Origin of the sequence: Azospirillum thiophilum (genome assembly GCF_001305595.1) — a bacterium.
GTDB classification, from domain to species: Bacteria; Pseudomonadota; Alphaproteobacteria; order Azospirillales; family Azospirillaceae; genus Azospirillum; species Azospirillum thiophilum.
In genome coordinates this window covers 732,687-753,700 of the sequence record NZ_CP012403.1, presented here as the reverse complement: position 1 = coordinate 753,700, position 21,014 = coordinate 732,687, and the positions used below count along the sequence as shown (strand labels likewise).

The following is a 21,014-nucleotide window of genomic DNA, read 5'->3' as shown; positions in this document are numbered from 1 at the left end:
TGGGCGCGCTCATTCCGCGGCATCCGCTAGGTTGGTGGTCGTGGCGTCGGGCCGTGCCGCCGGAAAGCCCTCGTCCAGAAAGCCGTCCAAAAAGCCCTCGTCGCGCGGCGCCTCGAAATGACCGCAGCCGAGCGTCCGCCAGGGCAGCGGGCGTCCGCCGAGCTGCACCTCCATACGCAGCCGATCGGCATCGCGGCCGGCGATCCACCAACTCAGCACAGCGGCGGCAACCGGCCGGCAGGCAGGCAGGGCTCCGGACAGCCGCTTCAGATGGCGGGCGGTCAGGAAGGCCTGGGTGAGATCCTCCGCTCCCATCACGGCCCCCAATCCCTCGGTGCCGCCGGTACGGGGGTGATCGAACGCCTGCGAGATGACGCTTCGAATCGCATCGGCATCTTCCATTTCCGCCCCGGGCCGGACAAAAGCCGCCCCCGGCAGCATCACCGACAGAAAGCCGGCCAGATCGTCGCGCCAGTCACCCAACCCGCGCTCACGGATGTCCGGCGATGGCACGAAGGGATCGAGCAGGGCAAGCTGCCGCACGACCTCGCCCCGGCGCTCCAGCTCGGCGGCCATCAGCGCGGCAAGCGTTCCCCCCAGCGACCAGCCGAGCAGGTCATAGGGGCCTTGCGGCTGCCGTTCGCGTAGCAGGTCGACATAGTCGCGCGCCATCTCCTCCAGCGAACGGTCCCGCCATGCCGGATCGAGCAGCATGCGCGACTGGATCGCCAGCACGCCCCGCCGGCCCTCCAGGCGACGGGCCAGCGGTTCATAATCGAAGACCGTACCGAAGCCGGCATGGACGCAGACCAGCGGCGGCTGCCCGGCCATCTGCCGGTTCAGCGCCAGGATCGGCGAATGCCGGGCCTGCGACGCCGTCGCCCCCGCAGCCGTGCCGGCCAGTTCGGCGATGGTCGGCTTGCGGATCAGGTCGCGCAGCTTGAAGGACACTCCCAGCGGCTTCAGCGCCCGTGCACGGGTCACCAGCTGGATGGAGAGGATGGAGTCGCCGCCCAGCTCGAAGAAATTGTCAGTGACGCCGACGCTCTCCAGCCGCAGCAGCTCGCACCACAGCGCCGCCAGGGCGCGCTCGGCCTCGCTGCGCGGAGCCACCTGGGCCGCCGACGAGACCACCTCCGGCTCCGGCAGGGCCTTGCGGTCGAGCTTGCCGTTGGGGGTCAGCGGCAGCCGCTCCAGCACCAGGATATGGGCCGGAACCATGTAGTCCGGCAGCGCCGCCTTCAGCCCGGCACGCAGCCGCTCGACGAAGCCGTCATCCGTCCGAGCCGCCGGCACGACATAGCCGACCAGCCGCTTGCCGGTGCCGCCGTCCCGCGCGACCACCGCCACCTCGCGCACACCCTCCTGCGCCCGCAGCCGGGCCTCCACCTCGCCCAGTTCGATGCGGAAGCCGCGGATCTTCACCTGATGGTCGATGCGGCCGACATACTCGATCACCCCGTCCACCCGCTGGCGCACGAGGTCGCCGGTGCGGTAGAGCCGGCCGCCGTCCCCGGCGAACGGATCGGCCACGAAGCGCTCCGCCGTCAGGCCCGGGCGGTTCAGGTAGCCGCGCGCCAGCCCGGACCCGCCGAGATACAGCTCCCCCACCACCCCCAGCGGAACCGGGGCCAGGTCGCCGTCCAGGACATGGGTGCTGCGGTTGCCCACCCGCAGGCCGATCGGCGCATAGGCCGCACCGCAATGGTCCTCCCGCCCCGCCTTCCAGATCAGCGGCGTCACCACCGTCTCGGTCGGGCCGTAGCCGTTGATGATGTGCTGCGGCTGCAGGGCCTCCTTGGCAAGCTCGAAGGCCGCCTCCCCCACCGCGTCGCCGCCGAAGCAGTAGACCCGCACCGGCGGCGGCGCGGTCCCGTGGTCCGCCTGCTCCCGCCTTGCATGCTCGGCCAGCTGCTGCAGGTACACCGGCGGGAAGGCCGCCACCGTCACGCCATGCCGGTGCATCGCCGTGTAGGTCTGCTCCGGCGTCCACAGGCTGTCGTCGCGGACCAGCAGGCGGCTGCCATGGGTCAGCGCGGTCAGCCAGCGTTCATGCGCGCCGTCGAAGGCGAAGGACATGAAATGCAGCTCGCAATCCTGCGGGGTCATGGCATAGAGCGCGCCGATGGCCCGGCAATGCATGGCGAGCGGGCCATGCGCCACCGCAACCCCCTTGGGCAGCCCGGTGGAGCCGGAGGTGTAGATGACATAGGCGAGGCTGCCGGGCAGCACCGCCACCGGCGGCGGGGCGTCGGCCTCCTCCGCCGGCAGGCGGTCGAGCAGCAGGCTGGGCAGCCCGTCCGGCACCGGCAGCCGGTCGGCGAGGCTGCCGTCGGTCAGCAGCAGGGCGATGCCGGCATCCCCGATCAGGTAGGCGAGGCGCTCGCGCGGATAGGCGGCGTCGAGCGGAACATAGGCGCCGCCGGCCTTGAGCACCGCCAGCAGGGCGACGATCATGCCGGGGCCGCGCGGCAGGGCGACGCCGACGCGGACCTCCGGCCCGACGCCGGCCGCGGCCAGCCGGCATGCAAGGGCATTGGCCCGGCGGTCGAGCGCGGCGAAGCCGAGGACAGCCCCATCGGGACCGCCGTCGATCACCGCCGGCCGGCCGGCAAAGGCGGCGGCGACCGCGGCGATGCGCTGGTGCACCGGCTCGAACGCTTCGGCGGCAACCGGCGCGTTCCACGACGCGAACCGAGCCTGCTCCTCAGCCGTCAGCAGCGGCACCTCTCCAACCCGGCGGCCGGCATCGGCGGCAAGCCCCAACAGAAGCGTCTCGAAATGGCCTCGGATACGGTCACACAGGTCGCCGTCTATCAGGTCCCGGCGGTGGATGAACTTGACCTCCAGCTCCTCACCGACCGACACCTCCAGATCCATGGCGAAACCGGTCACATCGACCCGATCCGTCGCCCCGAACCTCAGGCTGTCGTCGGTCTGGTCCCTGATGGCCTCGTCGACGGGGTAGTTCTCGAACACGACGATGCTGTCGAACAGCGCCCGCGCGCCGCCGCTGGTGCCGAGGCTGGCCCCGGCCCAGCGCTGCACCTCGTGCAGCGGCGTGTGCTCGTGCTCGCGCAGCTCGAGGTTCCGCCGCTGCAGCCCGCGCAGCCACTCCCCGACCCGCTCGCCCGACGGCGGACGCTCCACCACCGGAAGCGTGTTGATGAACAGCCCGAGCGTCTCCTCGACCCCGGCAAGCTCCGCCGGACGCCCCGACACCGTCGCTCCGAACGCCACCGTCTCCTGACCGCCGTAGCGTTGCAGAAGCAGCGCCCACGCCCCCTGCACCAGCGTGCTCAGCGTCACCCGCTGCGCCTGCGCAAAGCCCTGCAGCCGCTGCGTCGCACCGCCATCCAGCCGCAGCCGCACCACGCCATGCCCCGCCTGCGGATGCCGGCAGGGCAGGCTGGCCGCCAGCAGCGTCGGCGCCTCCAGACCCGACAGGCGCCCGCGCCAGAACCGCTCCGACGCCGCTGCATCCTGCCGGCAGAGCCACGCAATGTAGTCGCGGTAGCGGCCCGGCGCGCCGGTGACGGCCGCTCCCCGGTAGCGGCCCAGCGCCTCCGCCACCAGGCGCGCGCTGCTCCAGCCGTCCAGCAGCAGGTGATGGCTGGTCCACACCAGACGGTGCCGCCCCTGCCCAAGCCGCACCAGCAGAACACGCTGCAGCGGCGGACGCCCGAGCTCGAAGCCGCGGGCACGCTCCTCCCGCGCCAGCCTCCCCAAGGCCTCCTCCAGCGCGTCACCGGCAAGCCCGATCTCCCGCCAGTCCAGCACCGACACCGCGTCGGGCACCCGCTCCCACACCGCCTGAAGCGGGGTCGACAGCGCGCCGCCCCACAGGAAGCCGGTGCGCAGCACCGCATGCCGTGCCGTCACCCAGGCCCAGGCCGCGGCGAACCGCTCCTCCTCCAGGCCCTCGACCTCGACAGCGAGCTGCGTCACATAGGGGGTCTCGCCCTCCGCGGCGCCTTCCAGCGCGTGGAACAGCATGCCCTGCTGCATCGGGCTCAGCGGATACAGGTCCTCCAGTTCGCGCGCCGGCAACGCCAGGGTGTCCAGCTGCCCCTGCGTCAGCCCGGCAAGCGGAACGTCCGACGGCGTCAAGCCCCCAGCGCTGTCCTCGCAATGCGCCACCAGCGCCCGCAGCTCCTCCGCATAGGCCGCAGCCAGCCCCTCCACCACCGGGGCCGCCAGGACGGACCGGCTGTAGCTCCAGTCGAACACAAGCTCGCCGTCATAGACCCTGCCGTCGATGCCCAGCCAATTGCCGAGCGGAGCGTCGGGATCGAGACGGGCTCCCGCCGGCTCGTCGGCCGGGACGAAGCGGGCCTGGGCATCGAAGCTGCCGTCGAACTGGCCGAGATAATTGAAGGTCACCCGCGCCTCGGGCAGCGCCCGCAGCACCGCTTGGCTCTCCGCGTCGCCGAGATGGCGCAGCACGCCGTAGCCAAGGCCGTTGGCCGGCACCGCCCGAAGCTGTTCCTTCACCGCCCTGATCGCCGCGCCGGGCTCCTCTCCCGGGCGCAGATGCACCGGATAGGCGGTGGTGAACCAGCCGACGCTGCGGCTGAGGTCCATCCCCGCCACAAGCTCCTCGCGGCCATGCCCCTCCAGCTGCACCAGCGCCGAGCCCGCGCCGCTCCACCGGCACAGAACCCGCGCCAGCGCCGTCAGCAGCAGGTCGTTCACCCGTGTCCGGTAAGCCGCAGGCGCCGACGACAGCAGCCGCTTCGTCCAGCCCGCATCCAGCCGCGTCCGCGCGACCGCCGACTTCGCCACCGTCAGCGCATCGGCCGGCACCGGTCCGGTGACACCGGGCAGGCCCGCAGGCGCATCCCCCAGGCTGTCGCGCCACCAGGACAACTCATTCCGCAGCGCTTCGCTCACGGCGTGGCTGCGCAGGGCCTCGCCCCAGGATTGGAAGGACGCCGTCTTGGCCGCAAGCGCCACCGGCCCGCCCCGCTCCAGCTGGGTGCAGGCCAGCTGCAAATCCTCCAGCAGCACGCGCCAGGACACGCCGTCCACCACCAGATGATGGATCGCCAGCAGCAGGCGCTGGCCGCCCCCGTCATCCGCACGCTCGACCAGCAGGGCGCGCAGCAGCGGGCCATGCTCCAGCTCCAGGCAGCGCTGGGCCTCCTCGCACAGCCGCTCCTGTGCCGTGGCATCGGCGGCGGAGCGATGCCACAGCAGCGGCGGCAGCGCAGCGGGCGCCAGATGCTCCGCGCGTCCATCCGTCGCGAAGACCAGCCGCAGGGCGTCGTGATGGGCGACCAGGGCCGCCAGCGCACGCTCCAGCAGCCCCGGATCGACGGGCCGGCGCAGGCGCAGCAGCACGGACTGGTTCCAGTGGCTGCGGTTGGGGATCGGCTCCTCGAAGAACCAGCGCTGGATCGGCGTCAGCGCCAGCGCGCCGGTGACGAGGCCCTGCTCGGCTGTCGGAGCGGCCGTGGTGTCGCTGCGGGCGGCGCGGGCGAGCGCCTCCAGGGTCTGGTGCTCGAAGACGTCGCGCGGGGTGAAGGACAGGCCGTGGTGACGGGCGCGGCTGACCAGCTGGATGGAGAGGATGGAATCGCCGCCCAGCTCGAAGAAGTTGTCGGTGACGCCGACGCTCTCCAGCCGCAGCAGCTCGCACCACAAGGCCGCCAGGGCGCGCTCGGCCTCGCTGCGCGGAGCCACCTGCACCGCCGACGATGCCGCCTCCGGCTCCGGCAGGGCCTTGCGGTCGAGCTTGCCGTTGGGGGTCAGCGGCAGCCGCTCCAGCACCAGGATATGGGCCGGAACCATGTAGTCCGGCAGATCACGGCCGAGATGCTCCCGCAACCGCCGCGGCAGCTCCGCTTCGGCATCGGCGGCGACATAGCCGACCAGCCGCTTGCCGGAGCTGCCGTCCCGCGCCACCACCACCGCGTCCCGCACCGCCGGATGCCCGCGCAGCGCCGCCTCGATCTCGCCAAGCTCGATCCGCAGACCGCGGATCTTCACCTGATGGTCGATGCGGCCGACATACTCGATCACCCCGTCGCCGCGACGGCGCGCCAGATCGCCCGTCCGGTACATCCGCCCGCCGTCCCCGGCGAACGGATCGGCCACGAAGCGCTCCGCCGTCAGCCCGGCCCGCCGGTGGTAGCCGCGCGCCAGGCCGGCGCCGGCGATGTAAAGCTCGCCGACCGCCCCTGCCGGCAGCGGGTTCAGGCACTCGTCCAGCACATAAAGCCGCAGATTGTCGATCGCCACGCCGATCGGCACACCGCCGCCCGCTCCGGCCTCCCCGGCCCCGCCCGATCGGCAGGTCCAGTGGCTGACATCGATCGCCGCCTCCGTCGGGCCGTACAGGTTGTACAGCCCCACCCCGGGCAGCCGGGCGAACAGCCGGTCCTGCAATGCCGCAGGCAGCGCCTCGCCGCTGCACACCACCCGGCGCAGGCAGGTGCACTGCTCCACCCCCGGCTCCTCCAGGAAGGCCTGCAGCATGGAGGGCACGAAATGCAGCGTGTCGATCGACTGCTCGCGGATCAGCGCCACCAGCCGGGCCGCGTCGCGGTGCTCGCCAGGAGCCGCCACCACCAGATGCGCCCCCACCATCAGCGGCCAGAAGAACTCCCAGACCGAGACGTCGAAGCCGAACGGCGTCTTCTGCAGCACCCGCTCGCCCGGCGCCAGCCCGTAGGCCTTCTGCATCCAGGCCAGCCGGTTCAGCAGGGCGCCATGGCTGTTGCCCGCCCCCTTGGGCGTGCCGGTGGAGCCCGAGGTGTAGATCAGGTAGGCGAGGTTGTCCGGCCGCAGCCCGGAGACCGGCGGCGTGTCCGGCAGCCCGGCGGTGTCCTCGGCGTCGAGCAGCAGCAGGCGCACGGCCTGGGGCACCACCCCGCCGCCCAGCCGGCCGGCAAGGTGGCTTTGGGTGAGCAGCAGGGCGATGCCGCCGTCCGCTGCCATGGCCTTGAGACGGGCCGGCGGCAGTTCCGGGTCGAGCGGCAGATAGGCGCCGCCGGCCTTCATCACCGCCAGCAGGCCGACGACCAGCTCCAGCGAGCGCTCCGCGGCGACGCCGACCGTCACCTCCGGCCCGACGCCCAGCGCCTGCAGCCGGTGGGCCAGGCGGTTCGCCTGCGCCTCCAGCTCGGCATAGCTCAGCGTCCGCCCGCCGAAGCTCACCGCCGGAAGACCGCCATGCACACCAGCCTGACCGGAGATCAGCTCGGGAACAAGCGGGCCGGAGGTCAGGCCTTCGTCTCGGGACGCATTCCATCCGGCAAAGCTCAGCGATCCTTCTTCGTCGAGCAACCCGATCTCGCCCAACCGGCGCCCGGCATCCCCGCTCAGGGCGAGCAGAAACCATCGGGTCTGTGCAGCGAGTTGGCGGACCTCCTCGTCGCCGATCCGGTCGCGCCAATGGCTGAAGGTGAGCATCAGCCGCTCTCCGGCTCCCATCAGCAGGGTCAAGGGGACGGAGGTGAGCTCATGGTTTTGCGGAACCCCGAAGCGCAGTCCGCCGGTTTCACCGCGGCCGAGCGCCTCGGACAGCGGATAATTCTCGAACACCAGAAGGCTGTCGAACAGCATCTCCCCGCCATGGCCGGACCAGCGCTGGATGTCGGCCAAAGCCGTGTGTTCGTGTTCCCGCATCTCGAGGTTGCGTGCCTGGAGATCGGTCAGCCACTCCGACACAGCCAGGGCCGGGTGCGGCGTGCCGACCAGCGGCAGCGTGTTGATGAACAGGCCGACCTGCCGCTCGATGCCCGGCAGTTCGGCCGGCCGGCCGGAGACCGTCACGCCCGTTGCCACCGTGCCCTGTCCGGTCCGCCGGTGCAAAAGCAACAGCCACGCGGCCTGAACCAGCGTATTGAGCGTAACCTGATTCTGACGGGCGAAGCGGGTCAGCCGCAAGGCTTCCCGTTCGTCGAAGACCAGTTCGAGGGTTCCATGCCCTTGGCCGGCATCAGATTGCCCGGTGGCGATCCTCGTCGGCTGTTCGAGATCGGCGATGCGGGCGCGCCAGAAGGCCTCCGAAGCCGCCCGGTCGCGCCCCTGCAGCCACGCCACATGGTCGCGGAAGCGCCCGCCATCCGCCGCCGGGGCATGGCCGGCATAGCGCTGCAGCACCTCTCCCAGAAGCTGCGAGCTGCTCCAGCCGTCCAGCAGGATATGGTGGCTGGTCAGGATCACATGATGGCGCTCCCCACCCCGCTCGCCACCCGTGCGCACCACCGCCAGCCGCAGCAGCGGCGGCGCGGCAAGGTCGAAACCGGCCTGCCGCTCGGCCGCCGCAAGCGCATCCACGCGGGCAGCCGCCTCCGGATCGTCGCCCCAGTCCTCCAAACGCAGCGGCACCGCCGCCTTGCGCATGACAGCCTGCAGCGGCTGCTCCAGACCGTCCCACAGGAAGCCGGCCCGCAGGCTGTCATGCGCATCGAGCGCTCCCTGCCAGGCCGCATGGAAGCGCGCCACCTCCAGCCCCTCCACATCCACCCGCATCTGGTTGATGTAGGCGTCTCCCCCCGGCTCGTAGAGCGCATGGAACAGCATGCCCTGCTGCATCGGCGTCAGCGGATACAGGTCCTCCAACTCGCGCACAGGCAACGCCAGGGCGTCCAGCTGCGCCTGCGTCAGACCGGCAAGCGGAACGTCCGACGGGGTCAGCCCGCCCGCCGACACCTCGCAATGCGCAACCAGCGCCCGCAGTTCCTCCGCATAGGCCGCAGCCAGCCCCTCAACCACCGGCGACGCCAGGACGGACCGGCTGTAGCTCCAGTCGAACACAAGCTCCCCGTCATAGACCTGACCGTTCAGCGTCAGCCAGTTGCCCAGGGGCGCATCGGCATCCTGGCTGCTGCCCGCCGGCTCGTCGGCCGGGACGAAGCGGGCCTCGGCATCGAAGCTGCCGTCGAACTGGCCGAGATAGTTGAAGGTCACCCGCGCCTCGGGCAGCGCCCGCAGCACCGCTTGGCTCTCCGCGTCGCCGAGATGGCGCAGCACGCCGTAGCCAAGGCCGTTGGCCGGCACCGCCCGAAGCTGCTCCTTCACCGCCCTGATCGCCGCGCCGGGCTCCTCTCCCGGGCGCAGATGCACCGGATAGGCGGTGGTGAACCAGCCGACGCTGCGGCTGAGGTCCATCCCCGCCACAAGCTCCTCGCGGCCATGCCCCTCCAGCTGCACCAGCGCCGAGCCCGCGCCGCTCCACCGGCACAGAACCCGCGCCAGCGCCGTCAGCAGCAGGTCGTTCACCCGTGTCCGGTAGGCCGCAGGCGCCGACGACAGCAGCCGCTTCGTCCAGCCCGCATCCAGCCGCGTCCGCGCAACCGCCGACTTCGCAACCGTCAACGCATCGGCCGGCACCGGTCCGGTGACACCGGGCAGGCCCGCGGGCGCATCCCCCAGGCTGTCGCACCACCAGCCGAGCTCCGCCTTCAGCGCCTCGCTCGCCGCGTGGCTGCGCAGGGCCTCGCCCCAGGATTGGAAGGACGCCGTCTTGGCCGCAAGCGCCACCGGCCCGCCCCGCTCCAGCTGGGTGCAGGCCAGTTGCAAATCCTCCAGCAGCACGCGCCAGGACACGCCGTCCACCACCAGATGATGGATCGCCAGCAGCAGGCGCTGGCCGCCCCCGTCATCCGCACGCTCGACCAGCAGGGCGCGCAGCAGCGGGCCATGCTCCAGCTCCAGGCTGCGCTGGGCCTCCTCGCACAGCCGCTCCTGTGCCGCGGCATCGGCGGCGGAGCGATGCCACAGCAGCGGCGGCAGCGCAGCGGGCGCCAGATGCTCCGCGCGTCCATCCGTCGCGAAGACCAGCCGCAGGGCGTCGTGATGGGCGACCAGGGCCGCCAGCGCACGCTCCAGCAGCCCCGGATCGACGGGCCGGCGCAGGCGCAGCAGCACGGACTGGTTCCAGTGGCTGCGGTTGGGGATCGGCTCCTCGAAGAACCAGCGCTGGATCGGCGTCAGCGCCAGCGCGCCGGTGACGAGGCCCTGCTCGGCTGTCGGAGCCGCTGTGGTGTCGCTGCGGGCGGCACGGGCGAGCGCCTCCAGGGTCTGATGCTCGAAGACGTCGCGCGGGGTGAAGGACAGGCCGTGGCGACGGGCGCGGCTGACCAGCTGGATGGAGAGGATGGAATCGCCGCCCAGCTCGAAGAAATTGTCGGTGACGCCGACGCTCTCCAGCCGCAGCAGCTCGCACCACAAGGCCGCCAGGGCGCGCTCGGCCTCGCTGCGCGGAGCCACCTGGGCCGCCGACGAGACCACCTCAGGCTCCGGCAGGGCCTTGCGGTCGAGCTTGCCGTTGGGGGTCAGCGGCAGCCGCTCCAGCACCAGGATGTGGGACGGAACCATGTAGTCCGGCAGCGCCGCCTTCAGCCCGGCACGCAGCCGCTCGACCAAACCGCCGCCGGCCTCCTTGCCAACCGGCACGACATAGCCGACCAGCCGCTTGCCGGAATTGCCGTCCCGCGCGACCACCACCGCCTCGCGCACGCCCTCCTGCGCCCGTAGCCGCGCTTCCACCTCGCCCAGCTCGATGCGGAAGCCGCGGATCTTCACCTGATGGTCGATCCGGCCGACATACTCGATCACCCCGTCCCCGCGCTGGCGCACGAGGTCGCCCGTGCGGTAGAGCCGGCCTCCCTCCGCCGAGAACGGATCGGCGACGAAGCGCTCCGCCGTCAGGCCCGGGCGGTTCAGGTAGCCGCGCGCCAGGCCGGACCCGCCGAGATACAGCTCCCCCACCACACCCAGCGGAACCGGGGTCAGGTCGCCGTCCAGGACATAGCCGCAGGTTCCATCGATGGGGCGACCGATGTTGGCACGCCCTCCCGCCTCGCGGCGGGTCACGGTGGAGTAGGTCGTGTCCTCCGACGGGCCATAGAGGTCGTAGACGTCGGCGATACCGGCGGCATAGAGGTCGTCCACCAGCGACTGGGCCAGCGGCTCGCCCGCCAGATTGACGGTGCGAACACCGGGGGGAATCCCGCCCGAGCGCAGGAGGCCGGCGATCGCCGACGGCACGGTGTTGATCAGGCGCACGCGGTCGCGGGCCGGTAGGTCGGGCAGGGCCAGGGCATTGTCGGCCATCACCACATGGCCGCCGGCGCTCAGCGTGACAAAGAACTCCCAAACCGAAAGATCGAAACAGACGGAGGTCGAGGCCAGCACCCCCTGCAACTGCTCCGGCCGGTAGAGCCGCAATGCCCAGTCGATAAGGGCGGAGGCGTTGCGATGCTCGATCACCACGCCCTTCGGCCGGCCGGTCGAGCCGGAGGTGTAGATGACGTAGGCAGCGTCCTCCGCCCTGTTGACCGGCCGCGGATCATCCTCCGGGCCGTGCTCCAAATCGAGCGCCGGGTCGTCGAGCGCCACCACGCGCAGGCCCTCGCACACGGGAAGCCGCGGCAGCAGACTGCGCTGTGTCAGGACAAGCGCCGCCTGGCTGTCGGCCAGCATGTAGGCGACACGGTCGGCGGGATAGTCCGGGTCGAGCGGGACATAGGCGCCACCAGCCTTGAGGATCGCCAGAAGGCCGGTCGGCAGAACCTCCGTCCGCTCGAGCATGATGGCGACCGGCACGCCGGGCGCGACGCCGAGGGCGCGCAGCCGGTGGGCGAGCCGGTTGGCCTGCCGGTTCAGATCGGCATAGCTCAGGCTCCGCGTGCCGGCGATCACCGCGGTGGCATCGGGCGTGCGGGCGGCCTGGGCTTCGAACAGACGCGGCAAGGGCGTGGCATCCATCGGCTCCGGCCGGTTCCAGGCGCCGGGAATGCGGTCGCGGTCGGTCGTATCCAGCCCGGAGAGGGCGCCGAGCGGCCGGTCCGGAGCGTCGGCCATCGCCAGCAGCAGGCGGCGCAGATGGCCGGCCACACCCACCACCGCCGGCTCCGTCAAATGGGCGAGGTCGTAGCGGTGGTGCAGTTCCAGCCGGTCACCGGGCATGATCGCGGGCATGATCGCGATGGTCAGCGGATAGCTGGTCCGTTCATAGCCGATCACCGGGGAGAAGCGCAGGCCATCCGGGCTTCCCTGGCGCAAGGCCTCGGCGACCGGATAGCTTTCGAACACCAGCAGGCTGTCGAACAGGGCGCCGCCAGCATCGCCCGACGCGGTCTGACCCGACCAGTGCTGAATGTCGGCGAGCGGCGTATGCTCATGCTCGCGCAAGTCGAGATTGCGGCGCTGAACCGTGCGGAGCCAGTCCGCCACCTGCATTGCCGGATGGGGTGTCAGTATCACCGGAAGCGTGTTGATGAACAGGCCGAGCCGATGCTCCACCCCGGGCAGATCCGCCGGGCGGCCGGAAACGGTGGTGCCGAAGGCGACTGTGTCCTGGCCGCCATGCTGGCGCAGCAGGACGGCCCAGGCCGCCTGCATCACCGTGTTCAGCGTGACGTCGCAGTGCCGCGCGAGGTCGGTGAGGCGGCGGGTTTCCTCCACCGTGAAGACGCAGCGATGCTCACCCTGCCCCTCCCGGTCCTGCAGGGAATCCGCCTGCGAGCCGGACGGCAGCAGCGAAACGATCCTCGTCGGCTGTTCGAGATCGGCGATGCGGGCGCGCCAGAAGGCCTCCGAAGCCGCCCGGTCGCGCCCCTGCAGCCACGCCACATGGTCGCGGAAGCGCCCGCCATCCGCCGCCGGGGCATGGCCGGCATAGCGCTGCAGCACCTCTCCCAGAAGCTGCGAGCTGCTCCAGCCGTCCAGCAGGATATGGTGGCTGGTCAGGATCACATGATGGCGCTCCCCACCCCGCTCGCCACCCGTGCGCACCACCGCCAGCCGCAGCAGCGGCGGCGCGGCAAGGTCGAAACCGGCCTGCCGCTCGGCCGCCGCGAGCGCATCCACGCGGGCCGCCGCGTCCGGATCGTCGCGCCAGTCCTCCACCCGCAGCGGCACCGCCACCTTGCGCATGACAGCCTGCAGCGGCTGGTCCAGACCGTCCCACAGGAAGCCGGCCCGCAGGCTGTCATGCGCATCGAGCGCTCCCTGCCAGGCCGCATGGAAGCGCGCCACCTCCAGCCCCTCCACATCCACCCGCATCTGGTTGATGTAGGCATCTCCCCCCGGCTCATAGAGCGCGTGGAACAGCATGCCCTGCTGCATCGGCGTCAGCGGGTAGAGGTCTTCCAGCTCGCGCGCCGGCAACGTCAGGGCGTCCAACTGCCCCTGCGTCAGCCCGGCAAGCGGAACGTCCGACGGGGTCAGCCCGCCCGCCGACACCTCGCAATGCGCAACCAGCGCCCGCAGTTCCTCCGCATAGGCCGCAGCCAGCCCCTCAACCACCGGCGACGCCAGGACGGACCGGCTGTAGCTCCAGTCGAACACAAGCTCCCCGTCATAGACCTGACCGTTCAGCGTCAGCCAGTTGCCCAGGGGCGCATCGGCATCCTGGCTGCTGCCCGCCGGCTCGTCGGCCGGGACGAAGCGGGCCTGGGCATCGAAGCTGCCGTCGAACTGGCCGAGATAGTTGAAGGTCACCCGCGCCTCGGGCAGCGCCCGCAGCACCGCTTGGCTCTCCGCGTCGCCGAGATGGCGCAGCACGCCGTAGCCAAGGCCGTTGGCCGGCACCGCCCGAAGCTGCTCCTTCACCGCCCTGATCGCCGCGCCGGGCTCCTCTCCCGGGCGCAGATGCACCGGATAGGCGGTGGTGAACCAGCCGACGCTGCGGCTGAGGTCCATCCCCGCCACAAGCTCCTCGCGGCCATGCCCCTCCAGCTGCACCAGCGCCGAGCCCGCGCCGCTCCACCGGCACAGAACCCGCGCCAGCGCCGTCAGCAGCAGGTCGTTCACCCGTGTCCGGTAGGCCGCAGGCGCCGACGACAGCAGCCGCTTCGTCCAGCCCGCATCCAGCCGCGTCCGCGCGACCGCCGACTTCGCAACCGTCAGCGCATCGGCCGGCACCGGTCCGGTGACACCGGGCAGGCCCGCAGGCGCATCCCCCAGGCTGTCGCGCCACCAGGACAACTCATTCCGCAGCGCTTCGCTCGCGGCGTGGCTGCGCAGGGCCTCGCCCCAGGATTGGAAGGACGCCGTCTTGGCCGCAAGCGCCACCGGCCCGCCCCGCTCCAGCTGGGTGCAGGCCAGCTGCAAATCCTCCAGCAGCACGCGCCAGGACACGCCGTCCACCACCAGATGATGGATCGCCAGCAGCAGGCGCTGGCCGCCCCCGTCATCCGCACGCTCGACCAGCAGGGCGCGCAGCAGCGGGCCATGCTCCAGCTCCAGGCTGCGCTGGGCCTCCTCGCACAGCCGCTCCTGTGCCGTGGCATCGGCGGCGGAGCGATGCCACAGCAGCGGCGGCAGCGCAGCGGGCGCCAGGTGCTCCGCGCGTCCATCCGTCGCGAAGACCAGCCGCAGGGCGTCGTGATGGGCGACCAGGGCCGCCAGCGCACGCTCCAGCAGCGCCGGATCGACGGGCCGGCGCGGGCGCAGCAGCACGGACTGGTTCCAGTGGCTGCGGTTGGGGATCGGCTCCTCGAAGAACCAGCGCTGGATCGGCGTCAGCGCCAGCGCGCCGGTGACGAGGCCCTGCTCGGCTGTCGGAGCCGCTGTGGTGTCGCTGCGGGCGGCACGGGCGAGCGCCTCCAGGGTCTGGTGCTCGAAGACGTCGCGCGGGGTGAAGGACAGGCCGTGGCGACGGGCGCGGCTGACCAGCTGGATGGAGAGGATGGAGTCGCCGCCCAGCTCGAAGAAATTGTCGGTGACGCCGACGCTCTCCAGCCGCAGCAGCTCGCACCACAAGGCCGCCAGGGCGCGCTCGGCCTCGCTGCGCGGAGCCACCTGGGCCGCCGACGAGACCACCTCCGGCTCCGGCAGGGCCTTGCGGTCGAGCTTGCCGTTGGGGGTCAGCGGCAGCCGCTCCAGCACCAGGATGTGGGACGGAACCATGTAGTCCGGCAGCGCCGCCTTCAGCCCGGCGCGCAGCCGCTCGACGAAGCCGTCATCCGTCCGAGCCGCCGGCACGACATAGCCGACCAGCCGCTTGCCGGAGCTGCCGTCCCGTGCCACCACCGCCGCCTCGCGCACGCCCTCCTGCGCCCGCAGCCGGGCCTCCACCTCGCCCAGTTCGATGCGGAAGCCGCGGATCTTCACCTGATGGTCGATGCGGCCGACATACTCGATCACCCCGTCCACCCGCTGGCGCACGAGGTCGCCGGTGCGGTAGAGCCGGCCGCCGTCCCCGGCGAACGGATCGGCCACGAAGCGCTCCGCCGTCAGGCCCGGGCGGTTCAGGTAGCCGCGCGCCAGCCCGGACCCGCCGAGATACAGCTCCCCCACCACCCCCAGCGGAACCGGGGCCAGGTCGCCGTCCAGGACATGGGTGCTGCGGTTGCCCACCCGCAGGCCGATCGGCGCATAGGCCGCACCGCAATGGTCCTCCCGCCCCGCCTTCCAGATCAGCGGCGTCACCACCGTCTCGGTCGGGCCGTAGCCGTTGATGATGTGCTGCGGCTGCAGGGCCTCCTTGGCAAGCTCGAAGGCCGCCTCCCCCACCGCGTCGCCGCCGAAGCAGTAGACCCGCACCGGCGGCGGCGCGGTCCCGTGGTCCGCCTGCTCCCGCCTTGCATGCTCGGCCAGCTGCTGCAGGTACACCGGCGGGAAGGCCGCCACCGTCACGCCATGCCGGTGCATCGCCGTGTAGGTCTGCTCCGGCGTCCACAGGCTGTCGTCGCGGACCAGCAGGCGGCTGCCATGGGTCAGCGCGGTCAGCCAGCGTTCATGCGCGCCGTCGAAGGCGAAGGACATGAAATGCAGCTCGCAGTCCTGCGGGCTCATGGCATAGAGCGCGCCGATGGCCCGGCAATGCATGGCGAGCGGGCCATGCGCCACCGCAACCCCCTTGGGCAGCCCGGTGGAGCCGGAGGTGTAGATGACATAGGCGAGGCTGCCGGGAAGCACCGCCACCGGCGGCGGGGCGTCGGCCTCCTCCGCCGGCAGGCGGTCGAGCAGCAGGCTGGGCAGCCCGTCCGGCACCGGCAGCCGGTCGGCGAGGCTGCTGTCGGTCAGCAGCAGGGCGATGCCGGCATCCCCGATCAGGTAGGCGAGGCGCTCGCGCGGATAGGCGGCGTCGAGCGGAACATAGGCACCGCCGGCCTTGAGCACCGCCAGCAGGGCGACGATCATGCCGGGGCCGCGCGGCAGGGCGACGCCGACGCGCACCTCCGGCCCGACGCCGGCCGCGGCCAGCCGGCATGCCAGGGCATTGGCCCGGCGGTCGAGCGCGGCGAAGCCGAGGGCAGACCCATCGGGACCGCCGTCGATCACCGCCGGCCGGCCGGCAAAGGCGGCGGCGACGGCGGCGATGCGCTGGTGGACCGGCTCGAACGCTTCGGCGGCAACCGGCGCGTTCCACGACGCGAACCGAGCCCGCTCGTCCGCCGTCAGCAGCGGCACCTCTCCCAACCGACGGCCGGCATCGCCGGCAAGGCCGGACAGAAGCGTCTCGAAATGGCGGCGCAACCGGTCGATCCGGTCATGGTCGTAGAGATCGGTCGCGTAGGTGAAGGAGGCCTCGATCCCGCCGCCCTCCTCCTCCACGGTGTCGAGGGTCAGGTCGTAGCTGGCCACGGCGCTGTCGAGCGCCATCGGCTCCACCCGCAGCCCATCCATCGCCGAGAAGGCCCGGCCATCGCGGCGCTGGTGGTTGAACATCACCTGGAACAGCGGATTGTAGCTGAGGCTGCGCTCCAGCCTCAGCGCCTCCAGCAACTGTTCGAAGGGGAGATCCTGGTTCGCCTGCGCCTCCAGCGCCGTTTGCCTGATCTGAGCGAGCAGGTCGGCGACGCGGTCGCGCCCATCGATCCGCAGGCGCAGGACCTGGGTGTTGACGAAGAAGCCGACCACCGCCTCGCACTCCGCACGGTCGCGGTTGGCCACCGGCACGCCGATGGCGATGTCGCCCTGCCCGCTGTGGCGATGGAGAAGCAGCGAGAATGCCGACAGCAGCAGCATGAACAGCGTGACATCCCGCTCGCGGGCGAAGGCGCGCAGCCTTCCGGCCAGCTCCGCGTCGAGCGTGAAGCGCAGGAGGGCGCCGCGGTGGCTCTGCCTCGCCGGCCGGGGCCGGTCGGAAGGCAGTTCCAGCGGCGCCCGGTCTCCCCCCAGCCGGTCGAGCCAGAAGGCAAGCTGCCGCTCCGCCTCGCCAGCCCCCAGCAAGTTCTTCTGCCACAGGGCGTAATCGGCGTAGCGGATCGGCGGCGGGGGCAGGTCGACCCGCCCGCCCTGCCGGATGGCGCGGTAGAGCTCCGCGAACTCCCGGATCAGCACCGCCATCGACCAGCCGTCCGACGCGATGTGGTGCATCGTCACCAGAAGCCGGTGATCCTGCTCCGCCAGCCGGAGGAGGCGCGCGCGCAGGAGCGGGCCGGTCTCCAGATCGAAGGGCGCCTGCGCCTCCTCCTCCATCAGGCGGCGGGCCGCCTGCTCTCGCTCGTCCGCCGGAAGATGGCCGAGGTCGTCGACGGCCAGCCGGAAATCCGCCTCGTCGAGAATGGTCTGCACCGGTTCGCCGTCGCCCTGGCGGAACACCGTCCGCAGGGCGGCGTGGCGGCGCAGCAGAAGTCCGAAGGCGCGGGACAGGGCTGCGCGATCGAGGTCTCCGGCAAGGCGCGTCGCACTGAAGATGTTGTTGGCGCCGCTGGCCGGATCGAGCTTCCACAACGCCCACATCCGCCGTTGCGCATGGGACAGCGGTGCCTCCGTGGCCGGGGCGAGGTCTGCCGGAATCGGCAGCAGCGAAAGATCCACCGCCTCGTCGCGCATGGCGCGCCAGAACAGCTTGCGCTTTTCCACCGGCAGACCGATGAAGCGGCGGACCAGGTCCACGGAGTCTTGAGCAACCATCTGGAATTTCCCATCGCCGGCTGGCTTGACGCTGATCCGGCCGCCGGGGTTCCGGTACGGTCGACCGGGGCGGCCAGACTGTGCGCGGTCGCACCATCAGGTGCGCCGCGGTCTCCAGTAGTGACGAAGAAGAGATGGCCGGATTTACCCCGCCGACGTGAAATGGCCGGCGGTGAAAGGGCGATGTCCGGCGGAGGCCGGATTCAGCGGGCCGAAACGAGGAGTCCGCCGTCCTTGGGGGCCAGCGTCACCGGCAGCACCCGCGGAAGCGACGCCGCCACGCGATCGAGGTCGGTGACGTCGTACACCCCGCCGATCCGCATCGCCCCGACCCTGCGGTCCGCCAGCCGCAGCGGCTGCGACAGATAGGGGTTCAGCAACGGGACCGCTTCGGCCAGCGTGATGTTGTCGAACACCAGCTTGCCCTCGCGCCAGGACAGGACATGCTGCGGATCGACGCGCGCGACGCTGCCGAACCGGCTGTCCCGGGCGAAACGGCCCTGCATGCCAGGCGTCAGCCGCAAGGGCTCCCCCCCGCCGCCGCGGACGACGCAACCGTGACCGAGCCTTCGGTCAGCGTCACGGCAAGATCGCCGTCATTGGCCCAGACATTGAACTTCGTCCCCGTCACCCGGACCTGATGGCCGGCGGTGAAGACGGTGAAGGGAAGCGCCGCATCGTGCGCGACCGCGAAATAGGCCTCCCCATGGTCCATCAGGGCGCTGCGCCTGTCGCGGAACTGGGCAAAGAACAGGGTGGTGTGGACGTTCAGATCGACCGTCGAACCGTCGGGCAGCTCGACCAGGCGGTGCCGGCCGCCACCGAGGAAGACATCGACGCTCCCGGGCAGTACGCCGAACGACCAACCCACCGGCCAGCAGGCGGCCAGGGCCGCCGTCACGCAGGCCGCCATCGCCCAGCGCCGCCGCCGGGACGAGACCCGGACAACGGCAGCCGGTGCCGCCCGCCCGCCGTCCGCCCCAGGCGGCACCGCCGCCGTCACGGGAACCATGGTCACCCGCGGGCGCAGGCCGGCGGACAGTCCCCAGATCTCCCGCATCGCGTCGAATTCCGCCAGATGGCGCGGATCCGCCAGGCACCAGCATTCGAAAGCCGCGCGGTCGGCGTCGCCGACATCGGACGATTGCAGGCGCAGGCACCAGTCCGCAGCCTCTTCGGTCACGCGGTCGTCGTCGGAGGGATGTGACGGAGGCATACGGGCGCGCTCGACTCCGGAAGGCGTTCGGCAGCTATAGGGCAAGCGGGAGCGGGATCGCAAGGCGAGCCGGACATGCCGAACTCTACGCGAGCTGTCCGGTCAGGGAAACCCCGCGTCTGCGGCGAAGGCTGCGACCTTCCGCAACAGGTGGGGGAGCAGGCACGGATCGGGGTGCCGGTTCCGGAAGAGAACGGTTTCAGTTTCGGCCCGCTCGTTCGTCCTAGTCAGGACGGCTGCGCGCATCCGCCTCCACGGCGGGGTTTTCGTGCCGGCCGCCTTCGCTCCCGTCCCGCAGGAACCCCGATGCCGACGCCACCCCGCACCAGCCCCGCCGCTCTGCTCCAGCTGCTCCGCCCCTTCTGGCCGCTGCTGACCGCCGCCACCCTGCTGGGAGTGCTGGGCGGGCTCAGCGTGACCGGCCTGCTGGCCACCATCAACCGCATCCTGCATGCCGAGGAAAGCCCTGGCGCCGGGGTTCTGCTCGCCTTCGCCGGCCTGTGCGCCCTGGCGCTCGCCGGGTCGGTGCTGTCCGACATCGGCACCAACCGGATCGGGCAGAAGGTCATCGCCCGGCTGCGCAAGGATCTGGGCGACCGCATCCTGACCGCGCCGATCGACCAGCTGGAGCGTTACCGCAGCCACCGGCTGATCCCCGTGCTGACCCACGATGTCGATACCATCAGCGACTTCGCCTTCGCCTTCGCGCCGCTGGCGGTGTCGCTCAGCGTCACGCTGGGCAGCCTGGGCTATCTGGCGATGCTGTCCTGGCCGATGTTCCTGGCGACCGCCGCCGCCATCCTGATCGGCAGCGCCGTGCAGTATGTGGCGCGCGTCCGCGGCATCGAGGGCTTCAACGAGGCGCGCACCCACGAGGACGAGTTGCAGAAGCACTACCGCTCCCTGGCGGAAGGGGCGAAGGAGCTGCGCATCAACCGGCCGCGGCGGCTGCGGCTGCAGGGCGAAGCACTGCGAGGGACCATCGACCGCATCTGCGACATCCAGATCCGCTCGATCAACCTCTTCGTCATCGCCAAGGGCTTCGGGTCGACGCTGTTCTTCATCGTCATCGGGGTGGCGCTCGGCATCGAGGTGCTGTGGCCCAGCACCGACCGCGGGACTCTGAGCGGCTTCATCCTGGTGCTGCTCTACATGAAGGGACCGCTGGAGCATCTGATCGGCACCCTGCCCATCGTCAGCCGTGCCCAGGTCGCCTTCCGCCGGATCGCAGAGCTGTCGGCGGAATTCGCCTCGCCGGAACCGCATCTGCTGATGAAGGACGACGCCCGCCCGCCCGCGACGATCGACCGGCTGGAGCTGCGGAACGCCCGCTACGTCTATCCGCCGGCCGGTCCGGATGCGGAGCCCTTCGTGCTCGGCCCCGTCTCGCTGAGGGTCGGACGCGGCGAAATCCTGTTCATCGTCGGCGAGAACGGCTGCGGCAAGACCACGCTGATCAAGATGCTGCTCGGCCTCTACCCCCCTCACGAAGGGCAGATCCTGCTGGACGGACGGCCGGTGACGCCGGAGACGCGCGACGACTACCGCCAGCTGTTCACCACCATCTTCGCCGATTATTTCCTGTTCGACGACCTGATCCAGGCGAACGACAGCGTGCCGGAGGACGCCCAGGCCTATCTGGAACGGCTGGAGATCGCCCACAAGGTCAGCGTGGTGGACGGGGTGTTCAGCACCACCGACCTGTCCACCGGTCAGCGCAAGCGGCTGGCCCTGCTCCAGGCCTGGACGGAGAAGCGGCCGGTGCTGGTGTTCGACGAATGGGCCGCCGACCAGGACCCGACCTTCCGGCGGATCTTCTACACCGAACTGTTGCCGAGCCTGAAGGCGATGGGCAAGACCATCATCGTCATCTCCCACGACGACCGCTATTTCGACGTGGCCGACCATCTGCTCCGGCTGACCGCCGGCAAGGTCGTGGAGGATCGCCAGCCGGCGCTGTGACTGAGTCTGCAAG

General features: G+C 71.3%; 4 protein-coding genes. 1 reads left to right on the top strand and 3 read right to left on the bottom strand.

Translation table 11 applies throughout. The annotated features are described in order from the left end of the window. Positions 1–9: 9 nt before the first annotated feature. From AL072_RS22335 to AL072_RS22330, 3 genes are all read right to left on the bottom strand, one after another. Positions 10–17,823, bottom strand: a complete 17,814-nt coding sequence (locus tag AL072_RS22335; RefSeq protein ID WP_045584376.1) for a non-ribosomal peptide synthase/polyketide synthase — start codon at positions 17,821–17,823, stop codon at positions 10–12. Between the two features lie 203 nt (positions 17,824–18,026). Continuing rightward, a complete protein-coding gene (locus tag AL072_RS35350; RefSeq protein ID WP_200909887.1) occupies positions 18,027–18,347 on the bottom strand; it encodes a FecR family protein in 321 nt (106 codons plus the stop codon). Next, complete coding sequence (locus tag AL072_RS22330; protein WP_200909886.1) at positions 18,338–19,039, bottom strand: FecR family protein; 702 nt, start codon at positions 19,037–19,039, stop codon at positions 18,338–18,340. Before AL072_RS22330 ends, AL072_RS35350 begins: the two co-directional genes overlap by 10 nt. Before the next feature lie 306 nt (positions 19,040–19,345). Here AL072_RS22330 and AL072_RS22325 point away from each other — a divergent pair, with 306 nt between their 5' ends. Continuing rightward, positions 19,346–21,001, top strand: coding sequence for a cyclic peptide export ABC transporter (locus AL072_RS22325; RefSeq protein WP_045584374.1), 1,656 nt, complete (start codon positions 19,346–19,348; stop codon positions 20,999–21,001). The last annotated feature ends 13 nt before the right edge of the window (positions 21,002–21,014 follow it).